Genomic DNA, 24934 nt, shown 5'->3' with positions numbered 1-24934 from the left:
TTTTTATATGCGGCAATTATTAGACGATTGGGACGCATTATTTTAAATTTAAACGGAGCAGTTTGCTGTCAGCAGCTGCTCCGTTTTACATTAAGCTAACGGGCAGTTTAGTTCAACAAGTAATCTTAATTCCGAAAAAACATATTAAACAGTATTTTACTAATTTCATGAATTTGATTTGTAACAAATTTACTTCTTCTATCGTTGAATAATTAGGGTCGAATATAGATAGGAGGGTTTATATGAAGAATACAGTCTTGTTATTCGTTATGGCACTAACTCTTATATGTATATTTGGTTGCATGGGTGTTCAGCCAAAAAACAAGGACCTTGAGGGAGAGAAACCACCAAAGGTTCAAATTCAGATTGATAAACGAATGTACAAAACAAAACTCGGCACATATTGCTGGACAACATCATGTGTGGATTCAGCTGGTCCAGTTGAACTTTTAAAAGGAAAGGAACCGATTCCAGTAAAGCCTGGTGATGCTGTAAAATTCCTTATGAATTATGAGCCCCAACCGAATAAATTTCATGTCGAGCAATTCTATGAAGGAAGACTTACAGAAGTTTTATTGAAAGAAAATAGTTTTCAAGTTCCTACAGAAAAAGGGACATATTTTTATTCATACGGGGTATGGTGGATGGATGAAGATGTAGAGAACCAATCTCGTGGCGATGCGTTTTATCATTTTGCCTTAAAGGTCACCTAGAGATTAAGATAATTAACGCAACACGATGGTATCATAAGAATAGGTTGCCGTAATATCGACTGCCTGTTGAGCTAACGGGCAGGATGGGTTAATAACATATCGAATTTTTTAAGAGTGGAAGGGTATACGAGGTGAGCGTTGCTTAACTGAAGCATGAAGTAGAATGTAATCAAAATGGAGATACCCAGATGGAAACAAATCAAAATATTCGTTTAGCAATCGAAGAATCTATACAGTTCCTTGAATCTACTCCCCATTTGGGGATGACTCACGGCGAGTGCAGCCGTCGAAAATGGGATGGAGCTTGGTGGCATATGGCTGCTCTTTATGAAATGGGAGAGGTGAAACTAATTCCCGAGTCTGCTATTGTCGGAGCAAAATATTTACTCGAAACTCAGGTCTGGCCGACCTTCATCATATCCGCCGATGACCATCCAACAAGTGAAAGTGATAAGATGAAGATGGATTGCTGCCATTGTGAACTTGCCGTATACTATATGATTCTAATGGCGTATGGCTGTGATTTGGACAAGGAACTGCCTTGGATTCGCGAATGGCTCTTAAAGCATCAGTTACCTGATGGCGGGCTGAACTGCGACCCTGAAGCTTATACTCATTCTAAAAAGAGCTCTATTGTTTCAACACTTCCTCCGCTTGAAGCTATCTTATGGCATACAGACCGTGAATTTACTGAACAGGAAGTCGTTTTCTTAGATGAAGGCGCACGTTATTTAATTGAGCATCGTCTTGTATGTTCTAAACAAAATAGAAGCGTCATCGATATGGAATGGCTGAAGCCTTGCTTTCCGAGGTTTTTTGAATATGATATATTACGCGGCATGTCCTTCTTGGCAGAATGGTCCCGACGTAGGAACAAAACGCTGCCGGTCGGGCTGCTTATTGAAGGATTGGAACGATTGAACATCTTCAAGGAAACAGGAGGATTGCGAATCGGTAGACAAGTCTTTGATCCACGAGGCCCATGGAGTGGGCAACCCTTTCCCTTGTTAGAAGCAGTGGCTGGCATTGGTGACGTTTCGCCTTATCTAACCAAACAGTTGGATCAAGTTATCGAACGATTGGGACCAGAGTATACCTATGCATAAAGACTTCCTTTAGAAGGGAGCTCATGGTGGAAGAGGAAGTGACCAGGATGAGGAAGACTTAGAGGGGAAAGTTGCAAATTTCACATATGTAAAAGATTGTCTAAACACTGATTGAAGCCGTAAAACGGGAAGTAAAAGAAGAGGTCTTTGTTGAGGCAACTCAATAAACTAAACCATGAGGCTGGAGGATTACAATGAAAATAAATGATGAATATTTGAAGGAACAATTAAAGCATGTATATTGGTTAAATGGTGGTTGTTGTGCAGGGAAGTCCACAATGACAAAGAAATTTGTTAAAGAGTTAGGATTTCAAACACTGGAAGATAACGTGATGAAGTACCGACCATTCACCAATCCAGTTGAATACCCTGCCCTACAGTATCCTCATTCGGGTTTAGATTGGGATAAATGGTTCAATAAACCCAATGATGAACATGTTCATTGGCTTTTTCAAATTGTCGAAGAGATGATGGAAAGACTTAAATAAAAATGTTTTCTTTGGATTCAAAATTTCGGTAATAAGCTTGTTTGAAAACTTCATCAGATTAAGGTTTTTCGCCGTATTCCTTACCGAATTCCTCCATCTTCTCAAGGATCGGTAGTAATTTGATTCCCTTGCCTGTTAATGAATACTCTACTCGCGGAGGAACTTCCGGATAAACATTACGTTTAATAACTCCATCGTTCTCCAACTCTTTAAGCTGCTTTGTGAGAGAGCCTTGTGATAAACCTCCAAGAAATTTTTTTATATCCGTATAACGGCGTGTTTCTCCTTTTAAATACCATAATATAAAATATTTCCAACGTCCTGAAAGAACATTTTGGGTAAATGCTATCGCGTACATATCCCTTTTTTCATCCATAAATTCTTTATCAAATCCTTCATTACAGACCCTCATTGATATCACTCCTAATCTTAAGGTACAAAAAGTTGTACTATGTTCATTTATATTGCCCTCTTTGCAAATGAACATAATGACTTTATGATTGTGTCAACAAACCAAAACAATTAATTTTAATTAACCTAAAATGCGAAAGGATAATGTTCTTGTTTTCGTTTTATAGTTTAATAGGGTAACTAAGATTGCGTTTTTATATTTAGTAAGCTAAATAAATATAACACAGAAAGGAGTTACTGATAAGTGAATACAGGAAATAGACTACAGCTTTCGATTTTAGACTTCGTTCATGTCTATAACGGAAGTGATGCTAAGAAAAGTCTCCAAAACATTAGGACTTCTGCAGCTGATGGCTGGACCATGTGGGCATTGCTAAGGTCCAGAGGATTATTGGGGTAAATGATTTTCCAGAGCAATTAGATAACCTGCTTTCCTTTTTTGACTGTAACTTTAAAGAACCTCATGAAAGGGAGATCATTCAACAATGGAAGAAAGAAAGTTAAAAATAGGAGGGATTATTGATGGCGTTGGTTGGAATTACACGGGATGGAGACACCCCGCTATTCCAGCAGATGCCAGTGAAAATATTGATTACTACGTTCAAAAAGCCAGGCAACTTGAACATATGCTGATTCATTTACTGTTGCTAGACAAATAGCCTCACTCGACAAGATTAGCAAGGGCCGAGCAGGATGGAATGCGATCACCTCTAATCCGGGAGGGTTAGCCAATTACAGTCGGTCCCATTTAAGGAAAGCAGATCTTTATCCCATGAAAAAGGAGTTTTTAGAGATTGTTGAAGGCCTCTGGGATTCGTACGAAGACGATGCCTTTATACGTGACAAGAAAAGCGGAGTATTCTATGACCCTGGTAAGATGCATCCGCTGCATTATACCGGGAATTACTTTTCAGTGGAGGGACCATTAAATATCAGTCGATCCCGGCAAGGCAGACCGGTTGTCTTTCAAGCCGGAACTTCCATGGAATTCATGGATATTGCTGCACAGCATGCTGAGATCATCATGGCGCCTGGAGATGATTTTGGGTATCTCAAAGGCATTTACTGCTGAACTTAAACGTAAAGTGCAAAATCAAGGGCGTTCACCAAACGACCTACTGATGATGCCTTCTCATAATCCCATTGTTGGTGAAACGGAAAAAGAAGCCTTAGAAAAGCTAAGAGAAATCGAATCATGGATACCTAAAGGTTATCGAGTGCCGAAACCTCAATGGATGGGATGTGCGGAGCAGGTTGCCGAGAAAATAGACATTGGTATTGAGAGGGCGTTATGGATATCTTGCTCATAAGACAGGATCATCCAGCCGGATTTGAAGATTTTATCCGATTGGTAGTTCCCATCTTGCAAGATAAAGGCATCTTCCGCAAGGAATATGAGGACGACACACTTCGAGGGAATTTGGGTCTACCTTACCCTGAAAACAGGTATACGAAGTAATAATTAATAATTTTTTTTAAAAAGAGGAGAAATCAATCATGAAAAACCGAATTACAGAACTACTGGGTATAGAATATCCTATTATTTCAGCTGCAATGACCTGGGTAACCTCTGCGGAATTTGTTGCAGCAGTATCCAATGCAGGTGGAATGGGCGTACTCGGGCCAAATGCCGGCCAAACCGAAAAGGCAACAAGTGCAGAAGATATGGCAGACCGGTTAACCCAAGAAATTCGCAAGGTAAAAGCTTTAACGAATAAACCCTTTGCAGTAAATTACATTTTCCCGATGGGAGGGGCTACAGAAGACCCCTTTACTAATGCAGTTTTTGATGTATTGGTTAAAGAAAATGTCAAAAACGTTATTGCCATTGGGCTAAATGTGGTCGATCGTGAACTGAAACGGCTTAAAGAACAAGATATTAAGGTAGTGTACAGAGACTTAAGTCCAACTGTAGAGAAGCTTGTAGAAGCCGAGAAATCAGGAGTGGACGCACTCATCGTTACAGGTTATGAAGCTGGTGGCCATATGAGTGATTATAAAATTAGTACGTTTTCCCTTGTTCCACAAATCACTTCACTTGTAAAAATCCCTGTTATTGCTGCTGGAGGAATTATAGATGGTCGGGGAGCGAAAGCAGCACTATCTATGGGTGCAGAAGGTGTATATATGGGAACAAGGTTTATAGTGACCAAAGAAAATCCAGCTAGTATGGAAACAAAGAAAGCCATCATTAAGGTAAAAAGTGAAGAGTTTATTGAATTTAAATCAGGTACAGGACATTTGAGAACCATTCCTACAGAAGCGGGCAAAAAAGCGTTAGAACTCATTAATCAAGGAAAGCCTGCAGAAGCATACAAATATTATGGAGAAGGGTTCAAAATAGGAATGTTAGATGGCGATCTGGTTAATGGGACCGTTAGTGTATCCGAATCAGCTGGTGGTATTCAGCAAATTCTAACGTGTCAAGAAGTGATTGATGAAATTGTTAAAACCATCGGATGAAGATCTCAAAATTTTTTTTCCTACAGTTTGCCACTGATCAAATTCGGATAAATCTAATTCAACCAGGACCTATACAAACAAACATTGTGACTAAAGCTCTAAGTGAAAAGGCAATTGAAGAACGGGCACAACAAGTTCCCATCAAAAGATTAGGTCAGTCTCAAGAGGTAGCGAACCTTGCTTTGTTTCTTGCGAGTGATGAAGCCTCTTATATTACGGGTGCTCATCATGAATTGATGGAGGATTGTCTGTAATGTAACGCAATTTTGTATTGAGTTAGTATATGAGGCCACCTATAACTAAGACCTCATTGCTATTTTTGCTAACACTTTTATTTATGATAATAACATTGAAGGAGATATTCATATGAATAATACCCTTAAATTACTTCATAATCATACGTCCATTCGTTCTTATACAAATCAACCACTGACACAAGAACAACGAGAAGAAATCTTTAAGGCAGCTAATCAAACATCATCATTCAGTCTTTTGCAGGCCGTTTCTATTATTAGAATTACAGATCCAGATCTTCGAAGAAAGGTGATGCAACTTTCGGTTAATCAACCTTATATTGAAGAAGCCGCAGAGTTCTGGATTTTTTGTTCAGATTTCCACCGGAATCATCAAATCGCCCCTGAAGTTGACCTTGAATATATAGAATTTCTTTTAATCGGTTCATTTGATGCCGGGCTTATGGCGCAAAATGCTTTAACCGCAGCAGAATCTATTGGACTTGGTGGCGTTTTTATTGGTGGTGTGAGAAGTAACATTAATGAATTATCTGAAATTTTGAATTTACCGAAGTATGTGATTCCTTTGGTGGGACTATGTATTGGTAGTCCATCTGGAAATAAACCTGAACTCAAGCCAAGGTTGCCTAAATCCATGGTTTTACATGAAAACCAGTATCAAACACTCGATAAACTGAAATTAGCAACTTATGATAAGACCATGTTGAAGTATTATGAAAATCGGTCTGTAAGCGCGCCTTTCACAGTGAAAAAAGTAAAAGGATGGAGTGATCACATTCATGATCATCTCCAAAGAAGCATTCAGCCACAAATGATGGACTATCTCCACAAACAGGGATATGCCAAAAAATGAAGCAGGGAAGAAACTTTTTTGACCAGAAGGAAGTTCATCACAAATTAATTTGACACATCAAATTCGTCGTGATATAGTTAGCCCGCTAAATAACATTCGAGTCGAGGGATGATGAATTAATGACAGATCAAGTGGATTGTGATATTCGTCAGTCGTTAGATCGAATCTCCTCCCAAATGCGTCGAAATTATAGTGAATCTCTCAGGGAACTTAACCTTTATGTAGGGCAAGATAATTTGCTGTATCGTCTGTGGTTGGGTGATGGGGTAACACAAATGCAACTATGTGAACACTTAAAATGCGAACCGCCTACGGTAACGAACATGGTTAAATCATTGGAGCAGAACGGATTTATATATCGTAAACGTGATGAACAAGATGCAAGGATAATGCGCATTTTCCTAACGGACAAAGGCAAAGAATTAGAGACACCGGTTGAGATCAAATGGAGACAACAGCAGGAAAAACTACTTCAATCCATTTCTACGGAAGATCGGCTGATATTAAGACAATTAATGCAACAAATGGAGAATAATCTATCATGAGTTCTCCATCTTTTTTAATATATTTAGCAAGCTAAACATTGCTGATTTAATAACACAACGAGAAAGGGTGCATTATTATTGGCTGCATCCCTATGTGTAATCATCCGAAGAAGGGGTAGTACCAGCGTCGCTGTCACAAGGGCAAAGTAGATGGATAAATATGTTAAATATAAGTTCTGGGAATTTCGCTATGATTGGAGAAATACCAGCGTCTCAAACGTATAGAATAAACCTTCATTTATCTTGTTGGGTAATGTGCAAAGACAGAGCTAGGCTGCCGACATTGATCGGCAGCCTAGTCTTAGTTGGAGATTGAACTATCGTTTCCCGTTAGCGCAAATACATTACATTAATTCACCGTCTTAATCTCCAGGCCGTGACCGTGACATTTAAAGTTATAGTTAGGGTTTTTCATAACCTCTTCTTTCTGAAGTTCATACATGGCAATTTTATAGTTTATTTCTTCCATGTGTTTAAAACTTTCGTCAATTTTCTTCTGAAGTTCCAATTTATGCTGTATCAACATCTCCTCTCTTTGCAAAAAGGTGCTATTTCCCAATTCATAAAGTTCCTTGTAATCCTTGATTTTTGAAAGAGGCATTCCTGTCTCTTTGAGACAACGAATAAAAGAAATCCAATCTATTTGTTGTTGGTTATAAACTCTACGGCCTTTTTCGTCACGAGATATATTTGGTAATATCCCCTGCTCTTCATAAAACCTAAGTGTCTTTGCAGATACATTTAAATTCTCCACTACGTATGTCATTGAATACAACATCTACTTGTCCCACCTTTAGTTACAGTTACTGTAACTAAATATATATCATAAAGAGAATGAAAGCACAACAATTCTATATGTAATCATATAAAAATAAATCCTTGACCTACTGTAACGGTAACCAATTACACTGAAACAGAAAATAAAATATGATAGCGAGGTTAAAGAAATGAATCAAAAATATAGTAGGTTATTTGAATCCTTCACATTCAGAAGTGGAATAACAATGAAGAATAGAATTGTTATGGCACCTATGACAACCTGGTCAAGCAATGACGATCTTACCATTTCGGATGACGAAGTAAAGTATTACAAACAAAGAGTGAATGGAGTAGGACTCGTCATTACAGGGTGTACTCATGTTACACCGAATGGACAGGGTTTTACGAATGAATTCGCCGGGTACAATGATGAATTTACTCCAAGTTTACGAAAATTAGCTGAGGCAGCGAAAAGTGGAGGCTCTCCTGCGATCCTACAGATTTTTCATGCTGGCAATAAAGCATTGCCCGAATTGGATGCAGTTAGTGCGAGTGCATTGCAACCCGAAATTACTAATTTAGGTTCAACTCCAGAAACAAGAGAACTATCACATGAGGAGATTTTGTCGATTGTACGTGCTTTTGGAGACACAACAAGACGAGCGATAGAAGCCGGATTTGATGGCGTCGAAATTCATGGGGCACATGGATTTTTAATTCAAAACTTCTGGTCGCCAGCAACGAATCAACGGACGGACCCATGGGGAGGATCACTTGAAAATCGCTTGCGTTTTCCATTGGCGATTATTAACGAAATCAAAAATGTCATTGAAAAACATGCTACAAAACCATTCATTTTAGGATACCGATTTTCACCTGAAGAATCCTCCAAAGTGGACGGATTACGTATGAAAGACACGTATGAATTAATCGATATTCTTGTTGAACAGAATTTGGATTATATACATGCTTCATTAGATAATGTGTCTTCAAAGCCAGTAGATAGTCAAGATGAAAAAACACGGCTTGAATTAATTCTTGAAAGAGCAAACGGTAAGGTACCTGTGATGGCTGCTGGTTCCATAATAACACCGGATGATGCTCTTAAAGCTGTGGAATTAGGATTGCCGCTAGTTGCCATTGGGCATGCGTTAATTATGAATCCTACTTGGGTTGAAATGGTCGCAAATGGACGAGAAGCCGAGGTAGATTCTAAGTTGAACGTTTCAAAACTCGACCAGCTTAATATTCCAGAAAAACTCTGGAATGTAATTCAAGCAATGCCCGGTTGGTTTAATATTGGGAAATAAAAAGTAGTCCTAAAGGCTACTCAGATTGACGAGAAACCCACGTCTTTTATGAGACTTCGGGTTTCTTTTGCTAATTCTTAAGTGCTCCGTCCATCCGTAGTTCGGTGGGGCAATTCTTACTGTTGCGGACACACATACTGCGAATGTTTCGATCTTGAAGGGGTACCACCAGCAAAACGCAGATTTACAACGCTAAGGAATTCTGAGTACAAAAATAGCCGGTTTTCACACGTTAAGGGTGTAACCGGCTTTTATGCTATCCTTGGTTCAGCGGACGTAATGATTCTAAGATACTAGGCGTTGCATCAGCCATTTTTGTTAAGCCTATATTGGTACCCATAGCCATGAGCGATGCCAGAACAATCGGTTTTTCTTCGGATTTAGGTTGACGATTGGTTGAAGCATGAATGAATTGCTCGTCAAACCCAGTCCAACTTGCTACTTCTAAAAGTAGGTCTGGTAGCTTTACCCGTGGCAACATGCCGTAGAGAGCAGCGCTATATTGTTTCGCCTCTTCTGGAACATCTTTTTCAAGCCGATTAATATGTAGTCTACCTTTTTCAACGTTTACTCCATCAAGCGCATCGATGTTGTCACCAATCTTAAACCGGAAGAGCTCGAGAGAAGAATCGGTCTCTAAAAAGAGATTTTATTTTTTTTGAAGAAGAAATAATAGATGTGATTATCTATTTTACATTGCGGTGGCGGTCATTTTGACCGCCGTTTCTAATACAATAAAGAGCTACAGTTCGCATCAACTTAATCTGAAATAATTAAGTTTTAATTTTATAGAGTTGCCATACATGTTTGTGTCGCTTCGAAAAGTACATTGTGTAAGTTTGTAAAAAAATATAAAAAGCGAATAGGTGTGATTGAATCAGGTGGCACGAAATTCATATGCGGGGTAGGCAATGAAAAAAGTCAGAAAAAAAGCGCTTCAAAGATTATTGAAACGTTTCCAACTTCATGCTATTATAATTCCCATAAGAGATGGGGGGGTTAAATGCCAAGTATTAGAGATGTAGCTAAGATAGCTGGTGTTGCTGTGGGAACGGTGTCCCGAGTTATTAATAACTCGGGCTCTGTAAAACCAGATACACGAAGGAAAGTAGAGAAAGCTATACAAGAACTAAATTATTTTCCTAATGAAGTCGCTCGAAATTTTAAAATGAGGAAATCCAAGATGGTAGCCTTGCTGCTCCCAAGTATCTGGCATCCTTTTTTTTCTGAACTAGCTTATTACATTGAGGATGAGTTGGATCGGGAAGGCTTTAAGCTCATGTTATGTAATAGCGGAGGCAAGCCAGAAAAGGAACTGTATTACCTGGATATGCTACGGCAAAACAAAGTAGCTGGTATTGTCGGCATTACTTACAATGATATAGAAAATAGCGTAAGCAATGACATTCCGATTCTAAGTATTGATAGGCATTTCAACAAAAAAATCACTTGTGTAACCTCAGATAATTATGAGGGAGGCCGTCTAGCTTTGAGGGAACTTGTTAAAGCAGGGGCCCAGAAACCGGCTTTTATGGGAAGTGTAACTTCCGTTTTTAGTGAAACCATGAATCGAAGAAAAGGTTTCATTGATGAGGCGAAAAAATTAGGTGTAGACTATGTTGTATACGAGAAACCAGATCCTATTGTGGACGACGAAGCCTATTTTGGCGAATTTCTATCTAAGCATCAGGATGTGGACGGCATTTTCGCTATTACCGATATGTTTGCCGCCAAATATATAGAAAGAGCAGGTAGGCAGGGGATTCGTATTCCAGAGGATGTAAAGGTCATCGGTTACGACGGCATTCAGGATCATCGTTATTTTCATCCGATATTGTCTACAATCAGGCAGCCAGTGGAGGAGATGGCACGTTTGACAATCAGACTACTGTATCAAAAGATCGATGGTATAACTTTAGATCAGCAAGTGTATCGTCTCCCCGTTATCTTCAGACAAGGCGAAACTACATGATTTTATTGTAAAGATATTAGCTCGTAAAGTCGGATCACAGTCTGGATATGCAAACTTGACTTTCTCTTATAGAAAATTGGAAACGTTTCATTTGACAATCAGACTACTCTGTTAAAAGATCGAAGGAATAAGTTTGAATCAGCAAATGTATCATCTCCCGTTATCTTAGGCAAGTTTTTTTTAGATTGGAAAAACTTCAGCTCATTCGGTGGATTTATGGTATGGATCACCGACTGACGTTTTTCTTATAATAAATTGGAAACGTTTCAAAAATGAAAATATCCTTTTACAAGAAAGGGAGTGTAATGGTGAATTCAAGAACTAGTGAGTTGGATCATTCCACGATCAAGCCAAATCGCAAAATATGGAACCAGGTCAAACGTGATTATGAACTGTATCTGTTTTTGCTGCCAATCATTATTATTTATCTCGTATTTAAGTACTATCCGATGTATGGAATACAAATTGCTTTTAAGGATTTTTCACCAAGTCGGGGGATCTGGGGAAGCGAGTGGGTAGGCTTTAAGCACTTTATTGATTTTTTCGATTCCTATAACTTCTGGACGATTATGACGAATACACTTACACTCAGTGTTCTATCGCTTGTGTTTAGCTTCCCAGCTCCGATTATTATAGCGATTATGTTGAATCAGATGCTGGCCAAAAGATACAAGAAAATTGTACAAACTGTAATTTACGCACCACACTTTATTTCTACCGTAGTGCTCGTCGGTATGCTTAATGTTTTTCTATCTCCAAACAGCGGAATCGTGAATCACATCATCACCTTGTTCGGAGGAGACCCCATTATGTTTTTGGCCGACGAAGGTTGGTTCCGTCCTTTGTATATTTTATCAGGGGTTTGGCAAGAGACAGGTTTTGCTACCATCATTTACCTTGCTGCACTGGCAGGGGTCAATCCAGAATTGCATGAAGCCGCGATTATGGATGGAGCAAGCAAATGGAAGCGCGTAATGCATGTGGATATTCCAAGCATTTTGCCGACGATTGTCATCTTATTGATTCTCGCACTCGGTAACATTATGGGCATCGGTTTTGAAAAGGCTTTCCTTATGCAGAACGATTTGAATTATGCCACTTCCAATATCATTCCGACCTATGTTTATGAAATCGGGATTCAAAAGGCACAATACAGCTTTTCTACGGCAATTGGTCTGTTTAATTCTGTTGTAAATATTATCCTGATAATCACCGTCAACCGGATCGCAAAAAAATTGACGGAAACCAGCCTGTGGTAAGGGGGAGATCATTTTGAATCAATTATTAAAGAGAAAAAGTAAGGGAGACCTATGGTTTGACATCATCAACTACGTCATGCTGACCATAGTTATGTTGCTTGTATTATTCCCGCTGTATTTTGTATTGATAGCTTCACTCAGTGACCCCAATCTCATCTACTCAGGTGAAGTATGGTTCTTCCCAAAGGGTTTTACGCTGGATGGATACGGGCGAATATTCAGCGATTCATCTATATGGATTGGGTATGCCAATTCGATTTTATATGCAGGTCTAGGAACATTAATCGGAGTAGCCGTGACCGTATGTGCGGCTTACCCGTTAGCTCGTAAAGGACTGGCAGGAAAGTCGGTGATAATGTGGTTTTTACTGATCTCCATGTTTTTTAGTGGAGGGCTGATCCCAACCTATTTGCTGATAAAAGATCTTCACATGCTGAATACGATCTGGGCACTTGTTATTCCTGGAGCGGGAGGTGTGTTCAATGTCATTATCGTAAGGACTTTTTTTCAGTCGACCATCCCAGATGAAATGTGGGATGCAGCTTCGATCGATGGTTGTTCCAATACCAGATTTTTTTGGAGCATTGTATTGCCTTTGTCTAAGTCCGTTATAGCCGTAATGGTACTATATCATGTTGTCGGCTTCTGGAATGGTTTCTTTGACGCTTTGATCTACTTGAACGACGAAAACAAGTATCCGTTGCAACTGGTTCTGCGCAACATTCTTGTCCAGAATCAGGCCAACTCGGGCATGATGATAGACGTAGAATCTTACGCAGCGAAGATGCGCGTTACAGAGCTTATCAAATATGGTGTCATCATGGTATCCAGTCTACCGTTGCTGATTTTGTATCCTTTCCTGCAAAAATACTTTGTTAAAGGCGTGATGATCGGCTCGATCAAAGGCTAACATTGTCATGGTGCCTGAAAGGGGGAATGTGCAACAGAATCGATAGATCCAGCATTCAGACAAATATATAACAAGGGCAAGGTAAGTTTTCAACTTGTGGAATGACATAAAGGAGGTTATGTACGATGAAATTATTCAAAAGTGCTGGAATTCTAATGTTGGCCGGAGTGTTTGCGCTTAGTGGATGTTCGGGAGGCGGTGGCGAGTCAAAAAATCAGATGGTAAATCCGGATCAGGATGCGAATTTTAATAAAACCGGTCTTCCGATTGTTAAAGAACCGGTGACCTTAAAGATGGTCTCCCCGAAAGCTTCTTTAGCGCCGGATTACTCGAAAATGGAAATTTTTAAGCGGCTGGAAAAACAAACAAACGTAAAGATTGACTGGGAAAACATTCCAGACACTGACTTTGCAGAGAAGAAAAATTTGTTGTTGGCCAGCGGAGATTTGCCAGACGCATTTTACGGAGCCGGATTCACAGATTACGATCTAATCAATTACGGTAAAGACGGAACCATTATTCCGCTGGAGAATTTAATTGATAAATATGCGCCTAATTTGAAAGCGCTTCTCAATCGTCGGCCTGACATTAAACTAGCCATCACAGCACCAGACGGTCACATCTATGGGCTGCCGTCGTGGGAAGAGAATAAGCTCGATACCAACCCCTTCTTTCACGTCATCAATAAAAATTGGCTCGATAAACTGGGCTTAAAAGTACCTCAAACGTTGGACGAATACACGCAGGCTTTGATTGCCTTTAAAACGAAGGATCCGAACGGCAATGGCAAGGCTGATGAAATCCCATTAAGCTTTATGCACATGCAGTGGTGTAGTGACATTGCTGGCATATTCGGAGCTTTCGGTCTTCCGGATAATTTGGAACATCGGATCGTCCGCGAAGGTAAAGTGATCTTTACCGCTTCGCAACCTCAATATAAGGAAGCATTAAAATATATTCATGATAACTGGTATAAGCAGGGGCTGATTGACCCTGAATCGTTCACCCAGGATGCCGCTCAGTATTTAGCAAAAGGCAAAACACCAGATGAAACGCTCGGCTCCTACGTTTGGTGGGAAGTCGAAGAAGTTGTCGGACCGGAGCGTAGTAAGGATTATGCTCTGCTGCCCCCGCTTAAAGGCCCAAATGGAGATCAAATGGTTGGTCGCAACAACGGCGGAGGACCGGGACGAGGTAGCTTCGTGATTACAAAGGAGAACCGTTATCCGGCAATGACGATGCGTTGGATCGATCAACAGTTTGACCCTTACATGGCGGCTCAAATTCACTGGGGTCCGTTGGATGTCGTATTCAAGAAGGACGAAAAAGGAAAATTGGTGAACCTGCCGCTTCCCAAGGGAGTCTCAGCAGGTGAATTCCGTCAAAAAGTGGCTCCAGGCACAGGAAATCCGGGCGTCATTACTTTCGATGACTTCGGAAAAGTTGTTGATATGGAACCCCGAGCTCAGAAGCGTGCTGATTATCTGGAGAAATATTACACTCCATATATGAAAAAGGAAAACTATCCGAGCATCTTCTTTGAACCGGATGAACTAGATAAAATCAATCGGATTGAGCCAGAACTTATTAAATATGTAAATACCCAAAGAGGCAAGTTCATCGTCGATGGCGACGTAGATGAAAAGTGGGACAGCTATGTGAAGACACTCGAGAAGATGGGGCTGAACGAATTAATGGAGATCTATCAAAAAGGGTTGGACCGATATAATGCAAATTTAAAAAATAAATAATCAAACGATAGGTGGGGAGAAAACTGTGCTTGATGTAATAACCATTGGGGAAGTATTGATAGACTTTACGCCATCAGGTCGTACAGCGGGAGGCAACGAGCAGTTTGAATGCAATCCTGGAGGGGCTCCGGCTAACGTAGCAGCTGCTCTATCCCGTTTAGGAGCTAGAGCGACGTTGATTAGCAAAGTTGGGGATGATCAATTCGGTTCCTTGCTGCACGATACCTTGATGAACGGCGGCATCGACGTGTCTGCGCTTACGTTTACAGATGAAGCCAATACAACGCTGGCATTTGTTCATCTGGATGACAACGGAGACCGATCGTTCAGCTTCTACCGGAAGCCAGGAGCGGATACATACTTGCGCACGCAGGATGTCCCGTTCGATAGGATTGAAAACTGCCATGCACTGCACTTTGGTTCTTTGTCGATGACCCATGAGCCCGCCCGTACGGCAACAAGAGCGGCAGTTGTGAAGGCTAAAGAGGCAGGAGTCCTACTTTCATTCGATCCGAACATCCGGTTTGCTTTATGGGAGAGTAAAGAGGAAGCGAAACAGAATATCATTTGGGGCATGAAGTATGCCGACATCCTGAAAATATCGGAAGATGAGCTCCACTTTATAACGGGTACAACTGATGTGGAAAAAGGCTCGCTAGAGCTGCAACAGCAATTCGGCAGCGCTGGGATCTTCGTAACTTTAGCGGAAAAAGGCTGCTATTACCGATTAGCGGGTCATGACGGATATGTGCCGGGTTTTCAAGTAGAGGCCATTGATACGACAGGAGCCGGCGACGCTTTTCTGGGCTGCTTATTATATAAGATACTGAATGCTGGTATTTCTTTGAATCAGCTGACCAAACAGCAAATCATCGGTATGCTAACTTTTGCTAATGGCGGTGGTGCATTAGTAACCACACGGAAAGGGGCTCTTCAATCTATGCCGACGACAGATGAAATTACCCAGATAATCGAGACAAATAAACAGCACGATGATGATAGATTTAGGCCGGGTTTTCATTTTTCACCTCACTCCCACTGGTTGAATGATCCCAACGGATTAGTCTATTACGAAGGAGTCTATCATCTGTTTTATCAACACCATCCTTATAGTAACCAATGGGGACCAATGCACTGGGGTCATGCTGTAAGCCAAGACCTGGTTCATTGGAAGCATATGCCTATCGCTCTGTTCCCGGATGAGCACGGCGCTATTTTCTCCGGTTGCTGTGTGGTTGACTGGAATAATAGCAGCGGACTGTTCGATGGTTCCCATGGATTGATCGCACTCTTCACTCATGCAGACAGCTGTCCGGAGACCGGACAACCTCGCCAGCGGCAAAGCCTAGCTTACAGCAGCGATAAAGGCCGAACTTGGCACAAATATGAGGGGAACCCAATACTCGACGAGCATGATCTGGTCGACTTCCGGGACCCCAAGGTGTTCTGGCATTCGCCAAGTGAATGCTGGATTATGGCTCTTGTCGCTGGAGACCATGTTCGGTTTTATCGTTCGGACAATTTACGTGAATGGTCGTTGTCAGGCCAATTCGGAAAGAGTGAAGGCTCGCATGACGGAGTTTGGGAATGCCCTGATCTCTTTGAATTGCCGATTGATGACAGCGGGCGTTCCAAATGGGTACTTATCATAAGCATCGGGGATAATCCCAACTGTCTGGAAGGCTCACGCACGCAGTACTTTATCGGAGAGTTCGACGGAAATACGTTCATCAATGACAATCCGGCCGATCATAACCTGTGGCTAGATTATGGCCGGGACAATTATGCGGGGGTCACTTGGTCGGATATAGCTGAGCAAGACGGACGGCGTGTGATCATCGGATGGATGAGCAACTGGAAATATGCCAACCAAACGCCTACCGGAGCCTGGAGAGGCGCAATGACTCTACCTCGCGTCTTATCATTGACCAGCAGAGACGAGGGCGTAGTTCTGACTCAAATGCCTGTCCGGGAAATAGAGCAGCTGCGAAAAGGAACGCTCTGCTGGAATGAGGTCAAGGTTACGCCGGCGGTGCCGTTTACGCAAAAAATGAATGATGTTCTGCTTGAGATTGAAGCGGATATCGACATTCGTTCCGGGGACGAGGTTCATATCAAAATGAAGTCCTCTGGGCAAAGTGAGACTATTATCGGATATGACCCTGTGCGCCAATGGCTATTCATCGACCGTTCAAAATCAGGCCTGACTGACTTCCACCCGTCGTTTGCGTGCAAGCACGGTGCTAGAATGGTTCCGGAGAATGGAAAGATCAAGCTGCATATCTGGCTGGATCGCAACGCGGTTGAAGTGTACGCAAATGAGGGTTTGGTTGTACTGACGGATCAAATATTCCCTGATGCTCCGATGGATCGTATTGAGATAAGTGCGAAAACAGGGGAAGTTGTACTGAACTCGTTTCATATCCATGCTCTTAACTCCATCCATATTCCCAATGGCCCTACGGAGCAGGCATCAAGGAGGGTTGAAGTATGAGCCATGCAACCGATAATCGGGGATTGATCATGTATTGGGCCTTCAATGAAGGAACCGGTACAAGCGCTCTGGAGAGCGTATCCCAAGTCCAGGATAATATCCAGTACGTATTTAACCAAGCGGAGTTTACTAAACCTTGCCCTCCACGGTGGAGACAGGGAGTAATTGGAAATGGGCTCCTGTTCGATGGTTATTCGACTTACATTGCGCATTCGTTCGATGAGGGAAATCAGAACACCGAGCCAGAGTATCGCTCAGCGCTAAGCATTGGAGTATGGGTAGCCCCACGCTCCTATGAATGGGGGGATGATGGCAAATTGTCTGCCATCGTGAACCGCTACAACCTGGATCGCAAGCAGGGTTATCTGCTCGGCATGTTCCGTCACGGTTCCTGGTCCTTCCAAGTCGGGCTGGAAGGAGGGGATTGGAAGGAACTTTGGTCGCCGGACGGCCATGAACTGCCCAAGAATGAATGGTCATACGTGAATGCTGTGTTCGATGGGAACCAAGGGGAAATCAAGCTGTATTTGAACGGCAGTGAAATCGCTTCAGCTGCCGTGCCTCGTGGTTCCCGCCTAGCTGAGGCGGCGGACACGGATCTTCTTATCGGCAAGAATAACCATAGCAGCCTGCTGGCGGAAGTGTTCAGCCTGCACATGTTTAGCGGTATCGTTGATGAACTCAAGATTTATAATCGGGCGCTGAGCGCGGAAGAAGTGGCCGCTTCTTATCGGCATGTGCTGGATACCTTTCACGAAGGTATCCGGCCGCAATTAAACTATGACGAGATCAAGCTGGACCGGACGCCACTGCTGCTTGATCGGCACAGACCGCAATATCATGTTAGCCCGCCAGCCCATTGGATGAACGAACCCCATGCACCGATCTATTTTGACGGGCAATATCATTTGTTCTATCAGCATAACCCGCATGGGCCGTTCTTTCATCAGATCCATTGGGGACATTGGGTAAGTCAGGATTTAGTGCATTGGCGTGATCTTCCCGTGGCCCTGGCACCCGAAAAGGATCAGCTCGCACCAGACGGGATCTGGTCGGGAAGCGCAAGCTATGATGCAGATGGCCTGCCTGTCTTGTTCTTTACGGCGGGCAATGACAGCGCTTCGCCGAATCAGAGCGTGGCGCTTGCCCGAAGCACCTATACCCTTGACGGAAACCCGGATCTGGTTCACTGGGTCAAACATCCGGAGCCGTTGATCGTGCAAAAAAAGGGAATGGGCGCATTTGGGGATTTCCGGGATCCGTTCGTATGGAAGGACGATGACGGCTGGTATGCTCTGGTCGGGTCCGGAATCGAAGGCGGAGCAGCACTGGCATTTGCGTCACAGGATATGCTGAATTGGATATATAAGGGGCCATTTTTTAAAGCGGATATTCAGAAGTTTCCTTACCTTGGACCCATCTGGGAGCTCCCTGTTCTTCTTCCTCTTGGCAGTGACAAGCAGGGAGTGAACAAACATCTCCTGCTTGTCAGCCCTGTGGGGAAGGGAGCGGATGTCGAGGTGTTCTATTGGATCGGGCAACTTGACAAGCAAAATCTTTCGTTCATCCCCGATCAAGAAGAGCCTCAATTGATTGACGTCGGGGATTTCCATTTTACCGGACCGAGCGGAATGGTTGATCCGAAGACCGGCAGAAATATCGTCTTTACGATAGCCCAAGGCGACCGGACGTCCGAGATGGAATATAAGTCGGGCTGGGCTCATAACGGCGGCTTGCCGTTAAGCGTGTATTTGAGGGATGACGGACGTCTGGGAATAGAGCCGATTCAGGAGCTTCAATCGCTGCGTGGCGCCAAGCGGCTATCGCTTCGGGACCAGTCATTGGCTGAAACTAATGTACAGCTCAGGGATGTTCATGGTGACATGCTTGAGATTCAATTGGAATTGGAGCCCGGCAGCGCCAAACAATTTGGAATCAAGGTCCGTTGTACGCCGGACGGAGAGGAAGAAACTCTGCTGTATTATGATTGGAATCAAGCGATGCTCATGGTCGACCGGTCGAAAACGACACTGCATCCGGGAGAAAAGTGCAGAGGGATTCAGGGCGGTAAGCTGGAGCTACTTGGGGAGAATCTGAAGCTTCATATTTATTTGGACCGCTCCATGGTCGAAGCCTATGCAAACGGATTGAAAAGCCTGACAACCCGGGTGTACCCGAGCCGTATGGATGCTTTGGGACTCGAGATTTGGGGAGATGGAGAACCGTTTGTTAAATCCTTGGATATATGGGATATGCAGTCCATTTGGTAAGACGATTGCTTAGGCGCTCCTTACTAATGGGGTCATGCAGCAAATGATCAAGTAACTTCGCTTTTCTCTAATTGGAAACGTTTCATATATTTTCTCCTTTCTTCTTGACTTTCATCTTTGTACTAGGAGAGCATTTCGAAATGAAGTATCGATGTTTGAAAGTGCAAGAAATTTCGAAGGAGGATCTAGAATGAAAAAGGTAAAAATAAGAAAATATTGGATATCGGGAATGCTTATATGGGCTATGGTGCTCCAGCTTGTTGTTCCAGGAATCTCCGCAGTAGCTGAATCTAGAACTGTTGCTGGGAACACGCTCATTCCTAAAAATGACGTAGGCTCGTCGGTTACGAATGCGGTTTATCAAATCAAGAATATTCCTAAGAATGACGTGGGATTGTCAGTTACGGATTCGGTCTATCAAATCCGGAATCCTGGATTTGAAACAGGAGATTTGACGGGATGGACCGTTGTCAAAGGCGATGCGTTCGGTCCGAATAGCGTAACCGACGACACGACTTGGTGGGCGGAAAAAATACCGTATAACCAGGAAGGAGCTTATCATTTAAACGGCTGGAAGTATGACGAATCTGCGACAGGTATACTTCATTCCAGCACTTTCGAGCTGGGCGGCAGCGGCTGGATCAGCTTCAAGCTTGGCGGTGCGAAGAACCCAGACAAGGTATTTATAAATATTGTGGAAGTCGATACGGGACAAGTTATTGCCCGATACGGAAATAGCGCATTCGCCGACGTTGGCTTCCCGGAGCCTGCGCAGGGCATGCGGCTTGCCAATATGGTGCAATACAAGGCGGATCTTTCCACATATTTGGGCAAGAAACTGTATGTGGAGGTCGTCGATAATGCAACCTCGGATTGGGGAATCATTTTTGCGGACGCATTCTCCGTGTACCATGAATCGGAGCCAGCTGAAGGAATGGTTGCGACTGATATCAAGCCAGATTTCAAACGCTATGAAATCGATAATCCAAGCTTTGAAACTGGAAATCTCGATGGCTGGACGGTTGAGGGAGATGCTTTTGAAGTGACCGATGAAGCTCATGCAAGCAAAGAAGGAAACTTCTATGCCAAATCCTCCGTGCAAGGTAAGGGCTCCATCACCTCTAATACTTTCACGCTTCAGGGAACCGGAACAATTAACTTCACTATTTTGGATATCCTCAAACCGGAAAACGCATATGTCGCACTTTACGATGCGAACAGCAACACGTTGCTTATGAAAACCGGGGATGTCAGCTCGAACGAGAAAATCTCATGGAAAGTACAAGAACACTACAACAAGAAGCTCTATGTAAAGGTTGTCGATCATTCCAATGAAGCAAGCATTACCGTTGATAGTTTCCAAGCAAGTGGCAGGGGTACTATTTTCTACTTAAACCTTGATGAAGGCGCAGGAAAGAAAGCGTTGGAGAAAGTACACAATCTTAGGCACGATGTGAACTATGTATTTAACAACGCCAGGTATATCGCATCGAAGGATCCGAGATGGACTCCGCGCGGAATAAAAGGCGGCGCCTTATTGTTCGATGGATACTCGAATTATATTGAGGTCAATGCAAACGATACTGTGCCTGTAAGCGACGCGTTAACCATCGAAGCATGGGTTGCACCGCGTAGCTATGAGTGGGGAGACGGAAACAAGCTGTCTGCGATCGTAAACCAATCCGATCAGGATAAAGCGGAAGGCTTTTCTCTTGGTATGTATCGGCACGGTACATGGTCGATGCAAGTAGGCATTGGCGGTCAGTGGATTCAGGTATGGGTAAAAGATCACCCGTTGGAAAAATACAAGTGGAATTATGTGGCCGCTACTTTCAGTAAAGAAGATGGAAAAATTAAGTTATATCTAAACGGTGAGGAAGTAGCTTCCCAAGCAACCCCCGTCAACGTTCCGATCACACCATCTACCGAAAGCCTGATCATCGGGAAAAATAATAAACCTGTAGAGTTAGCAGGGGTGTTCTCCTTCAATATGTTCAGCGGACTCCTAGATGAAGTGAAGCTGCATAATAAAGCCCTTACGAACCAGGAGATACTTGCTGGATATGAGAGCGTGAAGGCGCTTCATGGAGGTTCAATTCCGAAAATTCCGAATTCGGACATTGATGAGGATCCAAGTGTGTTTGACGGAGATCAGCACCGTCCCCAGTACCACGCGATGCCTCCGCAAAACTGGATGAATGAAGCACATGCACCGATTTATTATAACGGCAAATACCATTTATTTTATCAGCATAACCCGCAAGGTCCATACTGGCATCAAATCCACTGGGGGCATTGGGTGAGTGACGATATGGTGAACTGGCAAAATGTAAGACCTGCTCTTGCGCCCGAAGCGGGCACCCTAGATCCGGACGGCACGTGGTCAGGCAGTGCAGCGTATGATCGAAACGGCAACCCCGTTCTGTTCTATACCGCCGGCAACGACTCCCTGTCGCCGAACCAAAGAACTGGGCTGGCAACTCCGGCGGATTTGTCCGATCCCTATTTGGAAAAATGGGTGAAATATCCTAAACCAGTAACGGAGCAGAACGGAAAAGGCATTCACAATGAGTTCCGCGATCCATTTGTATGGTACGACAAAGAGGTGGACAAGTGGTATCAGTTAGTGACGTCTGGCCTTCCAGACTTCAGAAGCGGCACAGCTTTGGTGTATGTATCCGACGATATGTACAATTGGGAATATAAGGGGCCATTATACGTTAGTGACAGAAGCCGTTATCCAGAGTTGGGTACGGTATGGGAGCTGCCAGTGTTATTGCCGTTAGGCACGGATAGTACGGGCAAGCAAAAATATATTTTCATGATTAATCCCCATGAAAAGCCGGAACATGTTCCTCCAGCGAACGATGTGCAAAGAGATGTTGAGGTCTTTTACTGGATCGGGACCTGGGACCGGGATAACTTTAAATTTATTCCTGATCAGGAGGCACCCTCCAAAATGGATGTAGGTGACGGCTATTTAACCGCAGAGAGCGGTCTGGTCACACCTGACGGAAGAACGGTCGTATTCTCCATGGTGCAAAATGTAAGAACACCGCAAGCCGAATATCAATCCGGATGGGCTCATAATTTATCTTTGCCGTTTTCCCTAAGCCTCGATAAGCATGATAAATTGCATGTCGAACCGATTAAAGAACTGCAGAGCCTTCGAGGGAAAAAATGGGTTGATTTTTCGGACAAAAATTTGGAGAGTGCCAATCAATTGATTAAAAATGTCAAAGGCGACATGCTAGAGATTGTGATGGAGATTGATCCGCGTGAGGCCCAGAAATTCGGTCTCAAGGTGCGACGCTCGGAAAAAGGCCAAGAAGAGACGCTCATTTACTACGACAAGAAGAACGGGACATTCAATGTGGATCGAACCAAGAGCAGCATTGATCCGGATGTGCGTGTGGACGGCATTCAAGGAGGATATGTAGATCTTGACGGAGAGAACTTGAAACTCCATATCTTTCTCGATCGCTCGGTCGTTGAAGCTTTTGCAAATTACAAGAAAAAGCTGACAACTCGTGTCTATGTAGGCAGATACGACTCCTTGGGCTTGCAGATCTGGGCCGATGGCGATATCACTGTCAAGTCTATGCAAGTATGGGATATGAATGCCTTAACGGGTAAACCGGCTGCTCCGGTCTATGTGCCCGATAACTGGGATAACTCCGTGGATAAGGATATTACAGAGCTGCCTAACCATGATTTTGCTACGGGCGACTTAACAGGATGGATGACGGAAGGAGACGCCTTCCAGAATGTCCATGTGACCAATACCCAGTTCTTCTGGGACAACATTTACTTCAACCCGTCGCATAAAATTCCGGGCGGCTACCATTTGTGGGGCTTCAACGAGCAAGCCGGCGGCGACAGCTTGACAGGAGCGCTAAGATCTCAAAATTTCGTCCTTGGTGGGAACGGTAAGATCAACTTCCTTATCAGCGGCGGCCGGGATATAGACCGTTTGTATGTTGCGCTGGTTCGGGCGTCGGACGGCAAAGAGTTATTTAAAGATACAGCGACCAATTATGAAGAATATCAACGGAAGATTTGGGATGCGTCGGATTATATCGGCGAGGAGCTTTACATTAAGGTGGTTGACCACTCCAAAGGCGGGTTTGGACATATTAACGTCGATGATTTCAACGTACCTGTTCAGGTAAAGAAGAAGACCAACAACTGACCTTGTCAATACAGAACACCCGTGAGTCCTGCAGTCACTCCAAGCAAACCGAATAGTCAGAGCAGCTTGCCATTCGAAATGGCAAAGGAGAACGGCAGGTACTTGTAAAACGAAGCTGAACCAATTTTATTTGGATGGGAGATAAAAATGTATTTAATTTAATGATTCGGTGTATCAAAATGGATATTTCAAAACAAGTTGCTATTGTCAGCGATTCAAATCGAGGTTTAGGCAAACATCTAGCTCTTGAACTTTAGCAAGAGGAGCTAAAGTATACGCTGGTGCGAGGAACCCAGAATCAGTCGATCTGCCTGGTGCTATTCCACTACAACTCATATTACTGATCCGAAATCTGTGGTAGCTGCAGCAGAGATCGCAGGGGATGTTACCCTTCTAATTAAACAACGCTGGTTCAGCAACGGGTGCTTCTCTGCTCACAGGTGAGCTGGATGATATTCATTTGTAATTCGACACTCATGTTTCTGGTACACTTTCAATGATTCGCACGTTCGCACCAGTGATTGAGAAGAATGGAGGGGGTTCGATTCTGAATATCCTATCCGTATTATCTTGGATCAATATAGGCGAAGGAGGGGCATATTCAGCTGCAAAATCTGCTCAATTGGGAGTAACTGTTACCCGATATGTTATGCAATTAGAAGTAGTGGCAAGGCCATTCCTTTTGAGGTGGACTAGAATGACTGGCTGATTAGGGGGTAGCCTTTATCCTTCATCTAATTCAGGCTTCTCCCCATATTCTTTACCGAATTCCTCCATCTTCTTTAGGACAGGCAGCAGTTTGTTTCCTTTCTCTGTCAGCGAATATTCGACCCGTGGCGGAACTTCCGGATACACATCGCGCTGAATAATTCCGTCGTCCTCAAGCTCCTTGAGTTGCTTGGTGAGCGAGCCTTGCGACAAGCCTCTCAGGAAATTTTTTATCTCGGTAAACCGGCGTCTTTCCCCTTCCAGATACCAGATAATGAAATATTTCCATCGCCCCGAAAGTACATTTTGCGTAAAGGCTATTGCGTACATATTTCTTTTTTTATCAATAAACTCTTTTTCAAATCCTTCATTACATCCCCTCATGATATCGCTCCCAGTCTAAAAGTACAAAAATATGTACTACGTTCATTTAAATTGCCTTCTTTGCAAATGAAACGTATGGACTTATGATAGTG

At 43.2% G+C, this 24934-nt stretch carries 23 protein-coding genes and 1 pseudogene; 20 read left to right on the top strand and 4 right to left on the bottom strand.

Features of this window, described 5'->3' with window-relative positions; translation table 11 throughout:
* Nucleotides 1–242: 242 nt before the first annotated feature.
* The 3 genes from MHB46_RS01540 (at nt 243) to MHB46_RS01530 (ending at nt 2307) form a co-directional block, all read left to right on the top strand.
* Nucleotides 243–713, top strand: coding sequence for a hypothetical protein (locus MHB46_RS01540; protein WP_341161375.1), 471 nt, complete (start codon nt 243–245; stop codon nt 711–713).
* A gap of 188 nt (nt 714–901) precedes the next feature.
* On the top strand, nt 902–1819 hold the full coding sequence (locus tag MHB46_RS01535; RefSeq protein WP_341161374.1) for a hypothetical protein: 918 nt from the start codon (nt 902–904) through the stop codon (nt 1817–1819).
* Between the two features lie 194 nt (nt 1820–2013).
* Complete coding sequence (locus MHB46_RS01530) at nt 2014–2307, top strand: hypothetical protein (RefSeq protein ID WP_165176773.1); 294 nt, start codon at nt 2014–2016, stop codon at nt 2305–2307.
* A gap of 58 nt (nt 2308–2365) precedes the next feature.
* Here the strand turns inward: MHB46_RS01530 and MHB46_RS01525 are convergent, their stop codons facing one another.
* Nucleotides 2366–2719, bottom strand: coding sequence for a winged helix-turn-helix transcriptional regulator (locus MHB46_RS01525; RefSeq protein ID WP_061828404.1), 354 nt, complete (start codon nt 2717–2719; stop codon nt 2366–2368).
* A 484-nt stretch (nt 2720–3203) separates the two neighbouring features.
* On the opposite strand from MHB46_RS01525, the gene MHB46_RS01520 reads away from it, so the two are divergent.
* From MHB46_RS01520 to MHB46_RS01490, 8 genes are all read left to right on the top strand, one after another.
* The gene (locus MHB46_RS01520) at nt 3204–3377 is read left to right on the top strand and encodes a hypothetical protein (RefSeq protein ID WP_238807797.1); all 174 of its coding nucleotides are present in this window, start codon (nt 3204–3206) and stop codon (nt 3375–3377) included.
* Entirely contained in the window at nt 3374–3790 is a 417-nt protein-coding gene (locus tag MHB46_RS01515; protein ID WP_341163674.1) for an LLM class flavin-dependent oxidoreductase, read from the top strand. The genes MHB46_RS01520 and MHB46_RS01515 overlap by 4 nt, the downstream gene beginning before the upstream one ends.
* The gene (locus MHB46_RS01510) at nt 3762–4028 is read left to right on the top strand and encodes a hypothetical protein (protein ID WP_341161373.1); all 267 of its coding nucleotides are present in this window, start codon (nt 3762–3764) and stop codon (nt 4026–4028) included. Before MHB46_RS01515 ends, MHB46_RS01510 begins: the two co-directional genes overlap by 29 nt.
* Entirely contained in the window at nt 4010–4177 is a 168-nt protein-coding gene (locus MHB46_RS01505) for a hypothetical protein (RefSeq protein ID WP_341161372.1), read from the top strand. Before MHB46_RS01510 ends, MHB46_RS01505 begins: the two co-directional genes overlap by 19 nt.
* Nucleotides 4178–4215: 38 nt before the next feature.
* Nucleotides 4216–5181 (top strand): NAD(P)H-dependent flavin oxidoreductase, encoded by a 966-nt coding sequence (locus tag MHB46_RS01500; protein ID WP_165176775.1) that lies wholly within the window; start codon nt 4216–4218, stop codon nt 5179–5181.
* Nucleotides 5178–5435 carry an SDR family oxidoreductase gene (locus MHB46_RS26165; protein WP_336078410.1) on the top strand — a complete coding sequence of 86 codons (258 nt, stop codon included), beginning with the start codon at nt 5178–5180 and terminating at the stop codon, nt 5433–5435. The genes MHB46_RS01500 and MHB46_RS26165 overlap by 4 nt, the downstream gene beginning before the upstream one ends.
* Before the next feature lie 112 nt (nt 5436–5547).
* A complete protein-coding gene (gene nfsA, locus MHB46_RS01495) occupies nt 5548–6288 on the top strand; it encodes an oxygen-insensitive NADPH nitroreductase (RefSeq protein ID WP_341161371.1) in 741 nt (246 codons plus the stop codon).
* A gap of 119 nt (nt 6289–6407) precedes the next feature.
* Entirely contained in the window at nt 6408–6833 is a 426-nt protein-coding gene (locus tag MHB46_RS01490; protein WP_160790819.1) for a MarR family winged helix-turn-helix transcriptional regulator, read from the top strand.
* A gap of 349 nt (nt 6834–7182) precedes the next feature.
* On the opposite strand, the gene MHB46_RS01485 is transcribed toward MHB46_RS01490, so the two are convergent.
* Entirely contained in the window at nt 7183–7611 is a 429-nt protein-coding gene (locus tag MHB46_RS01485) for a MerR family transcriptional regulator (RefSeq protein WP_061828399.1), read from the bottom strand.
* A 169-nt stretch (nt 7612–7780) separates the two neighbouring features.
* Between MHB46_RS01485 and MHB46_RS01480 the strand changes: the two genes are divergently transcribed.
* Nucleotides 7781–8902 (top strand): NADH-dependent flavin oxidoreductase, encoded by a 1122-nt coding sequence (locus MHB46_RS01480; protein ID WP_341161370.1) that lies wholly within the window; start codon nt 7781–7783, stop codon nt 8900–8902.
* 289 nt (nt 8903–9191) lie between these two features.
* Here the strand turns inward: MHB46_RS01480 and MHB46_RS01475 are convergent.
* Nucleotides 9192–9503, bottom strand: a pseudogene (locus tag MHB46_RS01475) (Tn3 family transposase); the annotation flags it as partial.
* Nucleotides 9504–9905: 402 nt separating this feature from the next.
* Here MHB46_RS01475 and MHB46_RS01470 point away from each other — a divergent pair.
* The 8 genes from MHB46_RS01470 (at nt 9906) to MHB46_RS01435 (ending at nt 24459) form a co-directional block, all read left to right on the top strand.
* Nucleotides 9906–10874, top strand: coding sequence for a LacI family DNA-binding transcriptional regulator (locus tag MHB46_RS01470; RefSeq protein ID WP_061828396.1), 969 nt, complete (start codon nt 9906–9908; stop codon nt 10872–10874).
* A gap of 305 nt (nt 10875–11179) precedes the next feature.
* On the top strand, nt 11180–12133 hold the full coding sequence (locus tag MHB46_RS01465) for an ABC transporter permease (protein ID WP_235309800.1): 954 nt from the start codon (nt 11180–11182) through the stop codon (nt 12131–12133).
* Nucleotides 12134–12146: 13 nt separating this feature from the next.
* Entirely contained in the window at nt 12147–13043 is an 897-nt protein-coding gene (locus MHB46_RS01460; protein WP_341161369.1) for a carbohydrate ABC transporter permease, read from the top strand.
* 125 nt (nt 13044–13168) lie between these two features.
* The gene (locus MHB46_RS01455; RefSeq protein ID WP_341161368.1) at nt 13169–14794 is read left to right on the top strand and encodes an ABC transporter substrate-binding protein; all 1626 of its coding nucleotides are present in this window, start codon (nt 13169–13171) and stop codon (nt 14792–14794) included.
* Between the two features lie 25 nt (nt 14795–14819).
* Nucleotides 14820–17288: a PfkB family carbohydrate kinase gene (locus MHB46_RS01450; RefSeq protein ID WP_341161367.1), complete on the top strand. Its 2469-nt coding sequence runs from the start codon at nt 14820–14822 to the stop codon at nt 17286–17288.
* Entirely contained in the window at nt 17285–19558 is a 2274-nt protein-coding gene (locus MHB46_RS01445) for a GH32 C-terminal domain-containing protein (RefSeq protein ID WP_341161366.1), read from the top strand. Before MHB46_RS01450 ends, MHB46_RS01445 begins: the two co-directional genes overlap by 4 nt.
* Nucleotides 19559–19748: 190 nt before the next feature.
* A complete protein-coding gene (locus tag MHB46_RS01440; protein WP_341161365.1) occupies nt 19749–23750 on the top strand; it encodes a GH32 C-terminal domain-containing protein in 4002 nt (1333 codons plus the stop codon).
* Nucleotides 23751–24246: 496 nt separating this feature from the next.
* Entirely contained in the window at nt 24247–24459 is a 213-nt protein-coding gene (locus MHB46_RS01435) for a hypothetical protein (RefSeq protein WP_341161364.1), read from the top strand.
* Nucleotides 24460–24473: 14 nt separating this feature from the next.
* On the opposite strand, the gene MHB46_RS01430 is transcribed toward MHB46_RS01435, so the two are convergent.
* Nucleotides 24474–24842 carry a winged helix-turn-helix transcriptional regulator gene (locus MHB46_RS01430; RefSeq protein WP_341161363.1) on the bottom strand — a complete coding sequence of 123 codons (369 nt, stop codon included), beginning with the start codon at nt 24840–24842 and terminating at the stop codon, nt 24474–24476.
* Nucleotides 24843–24934 lie beyond the last annotated feature (92 nt).

Origin of the sequence: Paenibacillus sp. FSL H7-0703, assembly GCF_038003485.1 — a bacterium.
GTDB classification, from domain to species: domain Bacteria; phylum Bacillota; class Bacilli; order Paenibacillales; family Paenibacillaceae; genus Paenibacillus; species Paenibacillus polymyxa_B.
The sequence above is the reverse complement of the archived record's forward strand: the minus strand, read 5'-3'. Positions and strand labels throughout refer to the sequence as shown.

What these genes read in the sequence shown, in the direction of transcription:
- MHB46_RS01440 (WP_341161365.1), top strand. Translation starts at nt 19,749, where the DNA reads ATGAAAAAGGTAAAAATAAGAAAATATTGGATATCGGGAATGCTTATA.
- MHB46_RS01485 (WP_061828399.1), bottom strand. Translation starts at nt 7,611, where the DNA reads ATGTTGTATTCAATGACATACGTAGTGGAGAATTTAAATGTATCTGCA.
- MHB46_RS01465 (WP_235309800.1), top strand. Translation starts at nt 11,180, where the DNA reads ATGGTGAATTCAAGAACTAGTGAGTTGGATCATTCCACGATCAAGCCA.
- MHB46_RS01430 (WP_341161363.1), bottom strand. Translation starts at nt 24,842, where the DNA reads ATGAGGGGATGTAATGAAGGATTTGAAAAAGAGTTTATTGATAAAAAA.
- MHB46_RS01500 (WP_165176775.1), top strand. Translation starts at nt 4,216, where the DNA reads ATGAAAAACCGAATTACAGAACTACTGGGTATAGAATATCCTATTATT.
- nfsA (WP_341161371.1), top strand. Translation starts at nt 5,548, where the DNA reads ATGAATAATACCCTTAAATTACTTCATAATCATACGTCCATTCGTTCT.
- MHB46_RS01530 (WP_165176773.1), top strand. Translation starts at nt 2,014, where the DNA reads ATGAAAATAAATGATGAATATTTGAAGGAACAATTAAAGCATGTATAT.
- MHB46_RS01525 (WP_061828404.1), bottom strand. Translation starts at nt 2,719, where the DNA reads ATGAGGGTCTGTAATGAAGGATTTGATAAAGAATTTATGGATGAAAAA.
- MHB46_RS01540 (WP_341161375.1), top strand. Translation starts at nt 243, where the DNA reads ATGAAGAATACAGTCTTGTTATTCGTTATGGCACTAACTCTTATATGT.
- MHB46_RS01505 (WP_341161372.1), top strand. Translation starts at nt 4,010, where the DNA reads ATGGATATCTTGCTCATAAGACAGGATCATCCAGCCGGATTTGAAGAT.
- MHB46_RS26165 (WP_336078410.1), top strand. Translation starts at nt 5,178, where the DNA reads ATGAAGATCTCAAAATTTTTTTTCCTACAGTTTGCCACTGATCAAATT.
- MHB46_RS01535 (WP_341161374.1), top strand. Translation starts at nt 902, where the DNA reads ATGGAAACAAATCAAAATATTCGTTTAGCAATCGAAGAATCTATACAG.
- MHB46_RS01490 (WP_160790819.1), top strand. Translation starts at nt 6,408, where the DNA reads ATGACAGATCAAGTGGATTGTGATATTCGTCAGTCGTTAGATCGAATC.
- MHB46_RS01435 (WP_341161364.1), top strand. Translation starts at nt 24,247, where the DNA reads ATGATTCGCACGTTCGCACCAGTGATTGAGAAGAATGGAGGGGGTTCG.
- MHB46_RS01520 (WP_238807797.1), top strand. Translation starts at nt 3,204, where the DNA reads ATGGAAGAAAGAAAGTTAAAAATAGGAGGGATTATTGATGGCGTTGGT.
- MHB46_RS01470 (WP_061828396.1), top strand. Translation starts at nt 9,906, where the DNA reads ATGCCAAGTATTAGAGATGTAGCTAAGATAGCTGGTGTTGCTGTGGGA.
- MHB46_RS01455 (WP_341161368.1), top strand. Translation starts at nt 13,169, where the DNA reads ATGAAATTATTCAAAAGTGCTGGAATTCTAATGTTGGCCGGAGTGTTT.
- MHB46_RS01445 (WP_341161366.1), top strand. Translation starts at nt 17,285, where the DNA reads ATGAGCCATGCAACCGATAATCGGGGATTGATCATGTATTGGGCCTTC.
- MHB46_RS01480 (WP_341161370.1), top strand. Translation starts at nt 7,781, where the DNA reads ATGAATCAAAAATATAGTAGGTTATTTGAATCCTTCACATTCAGAAGT.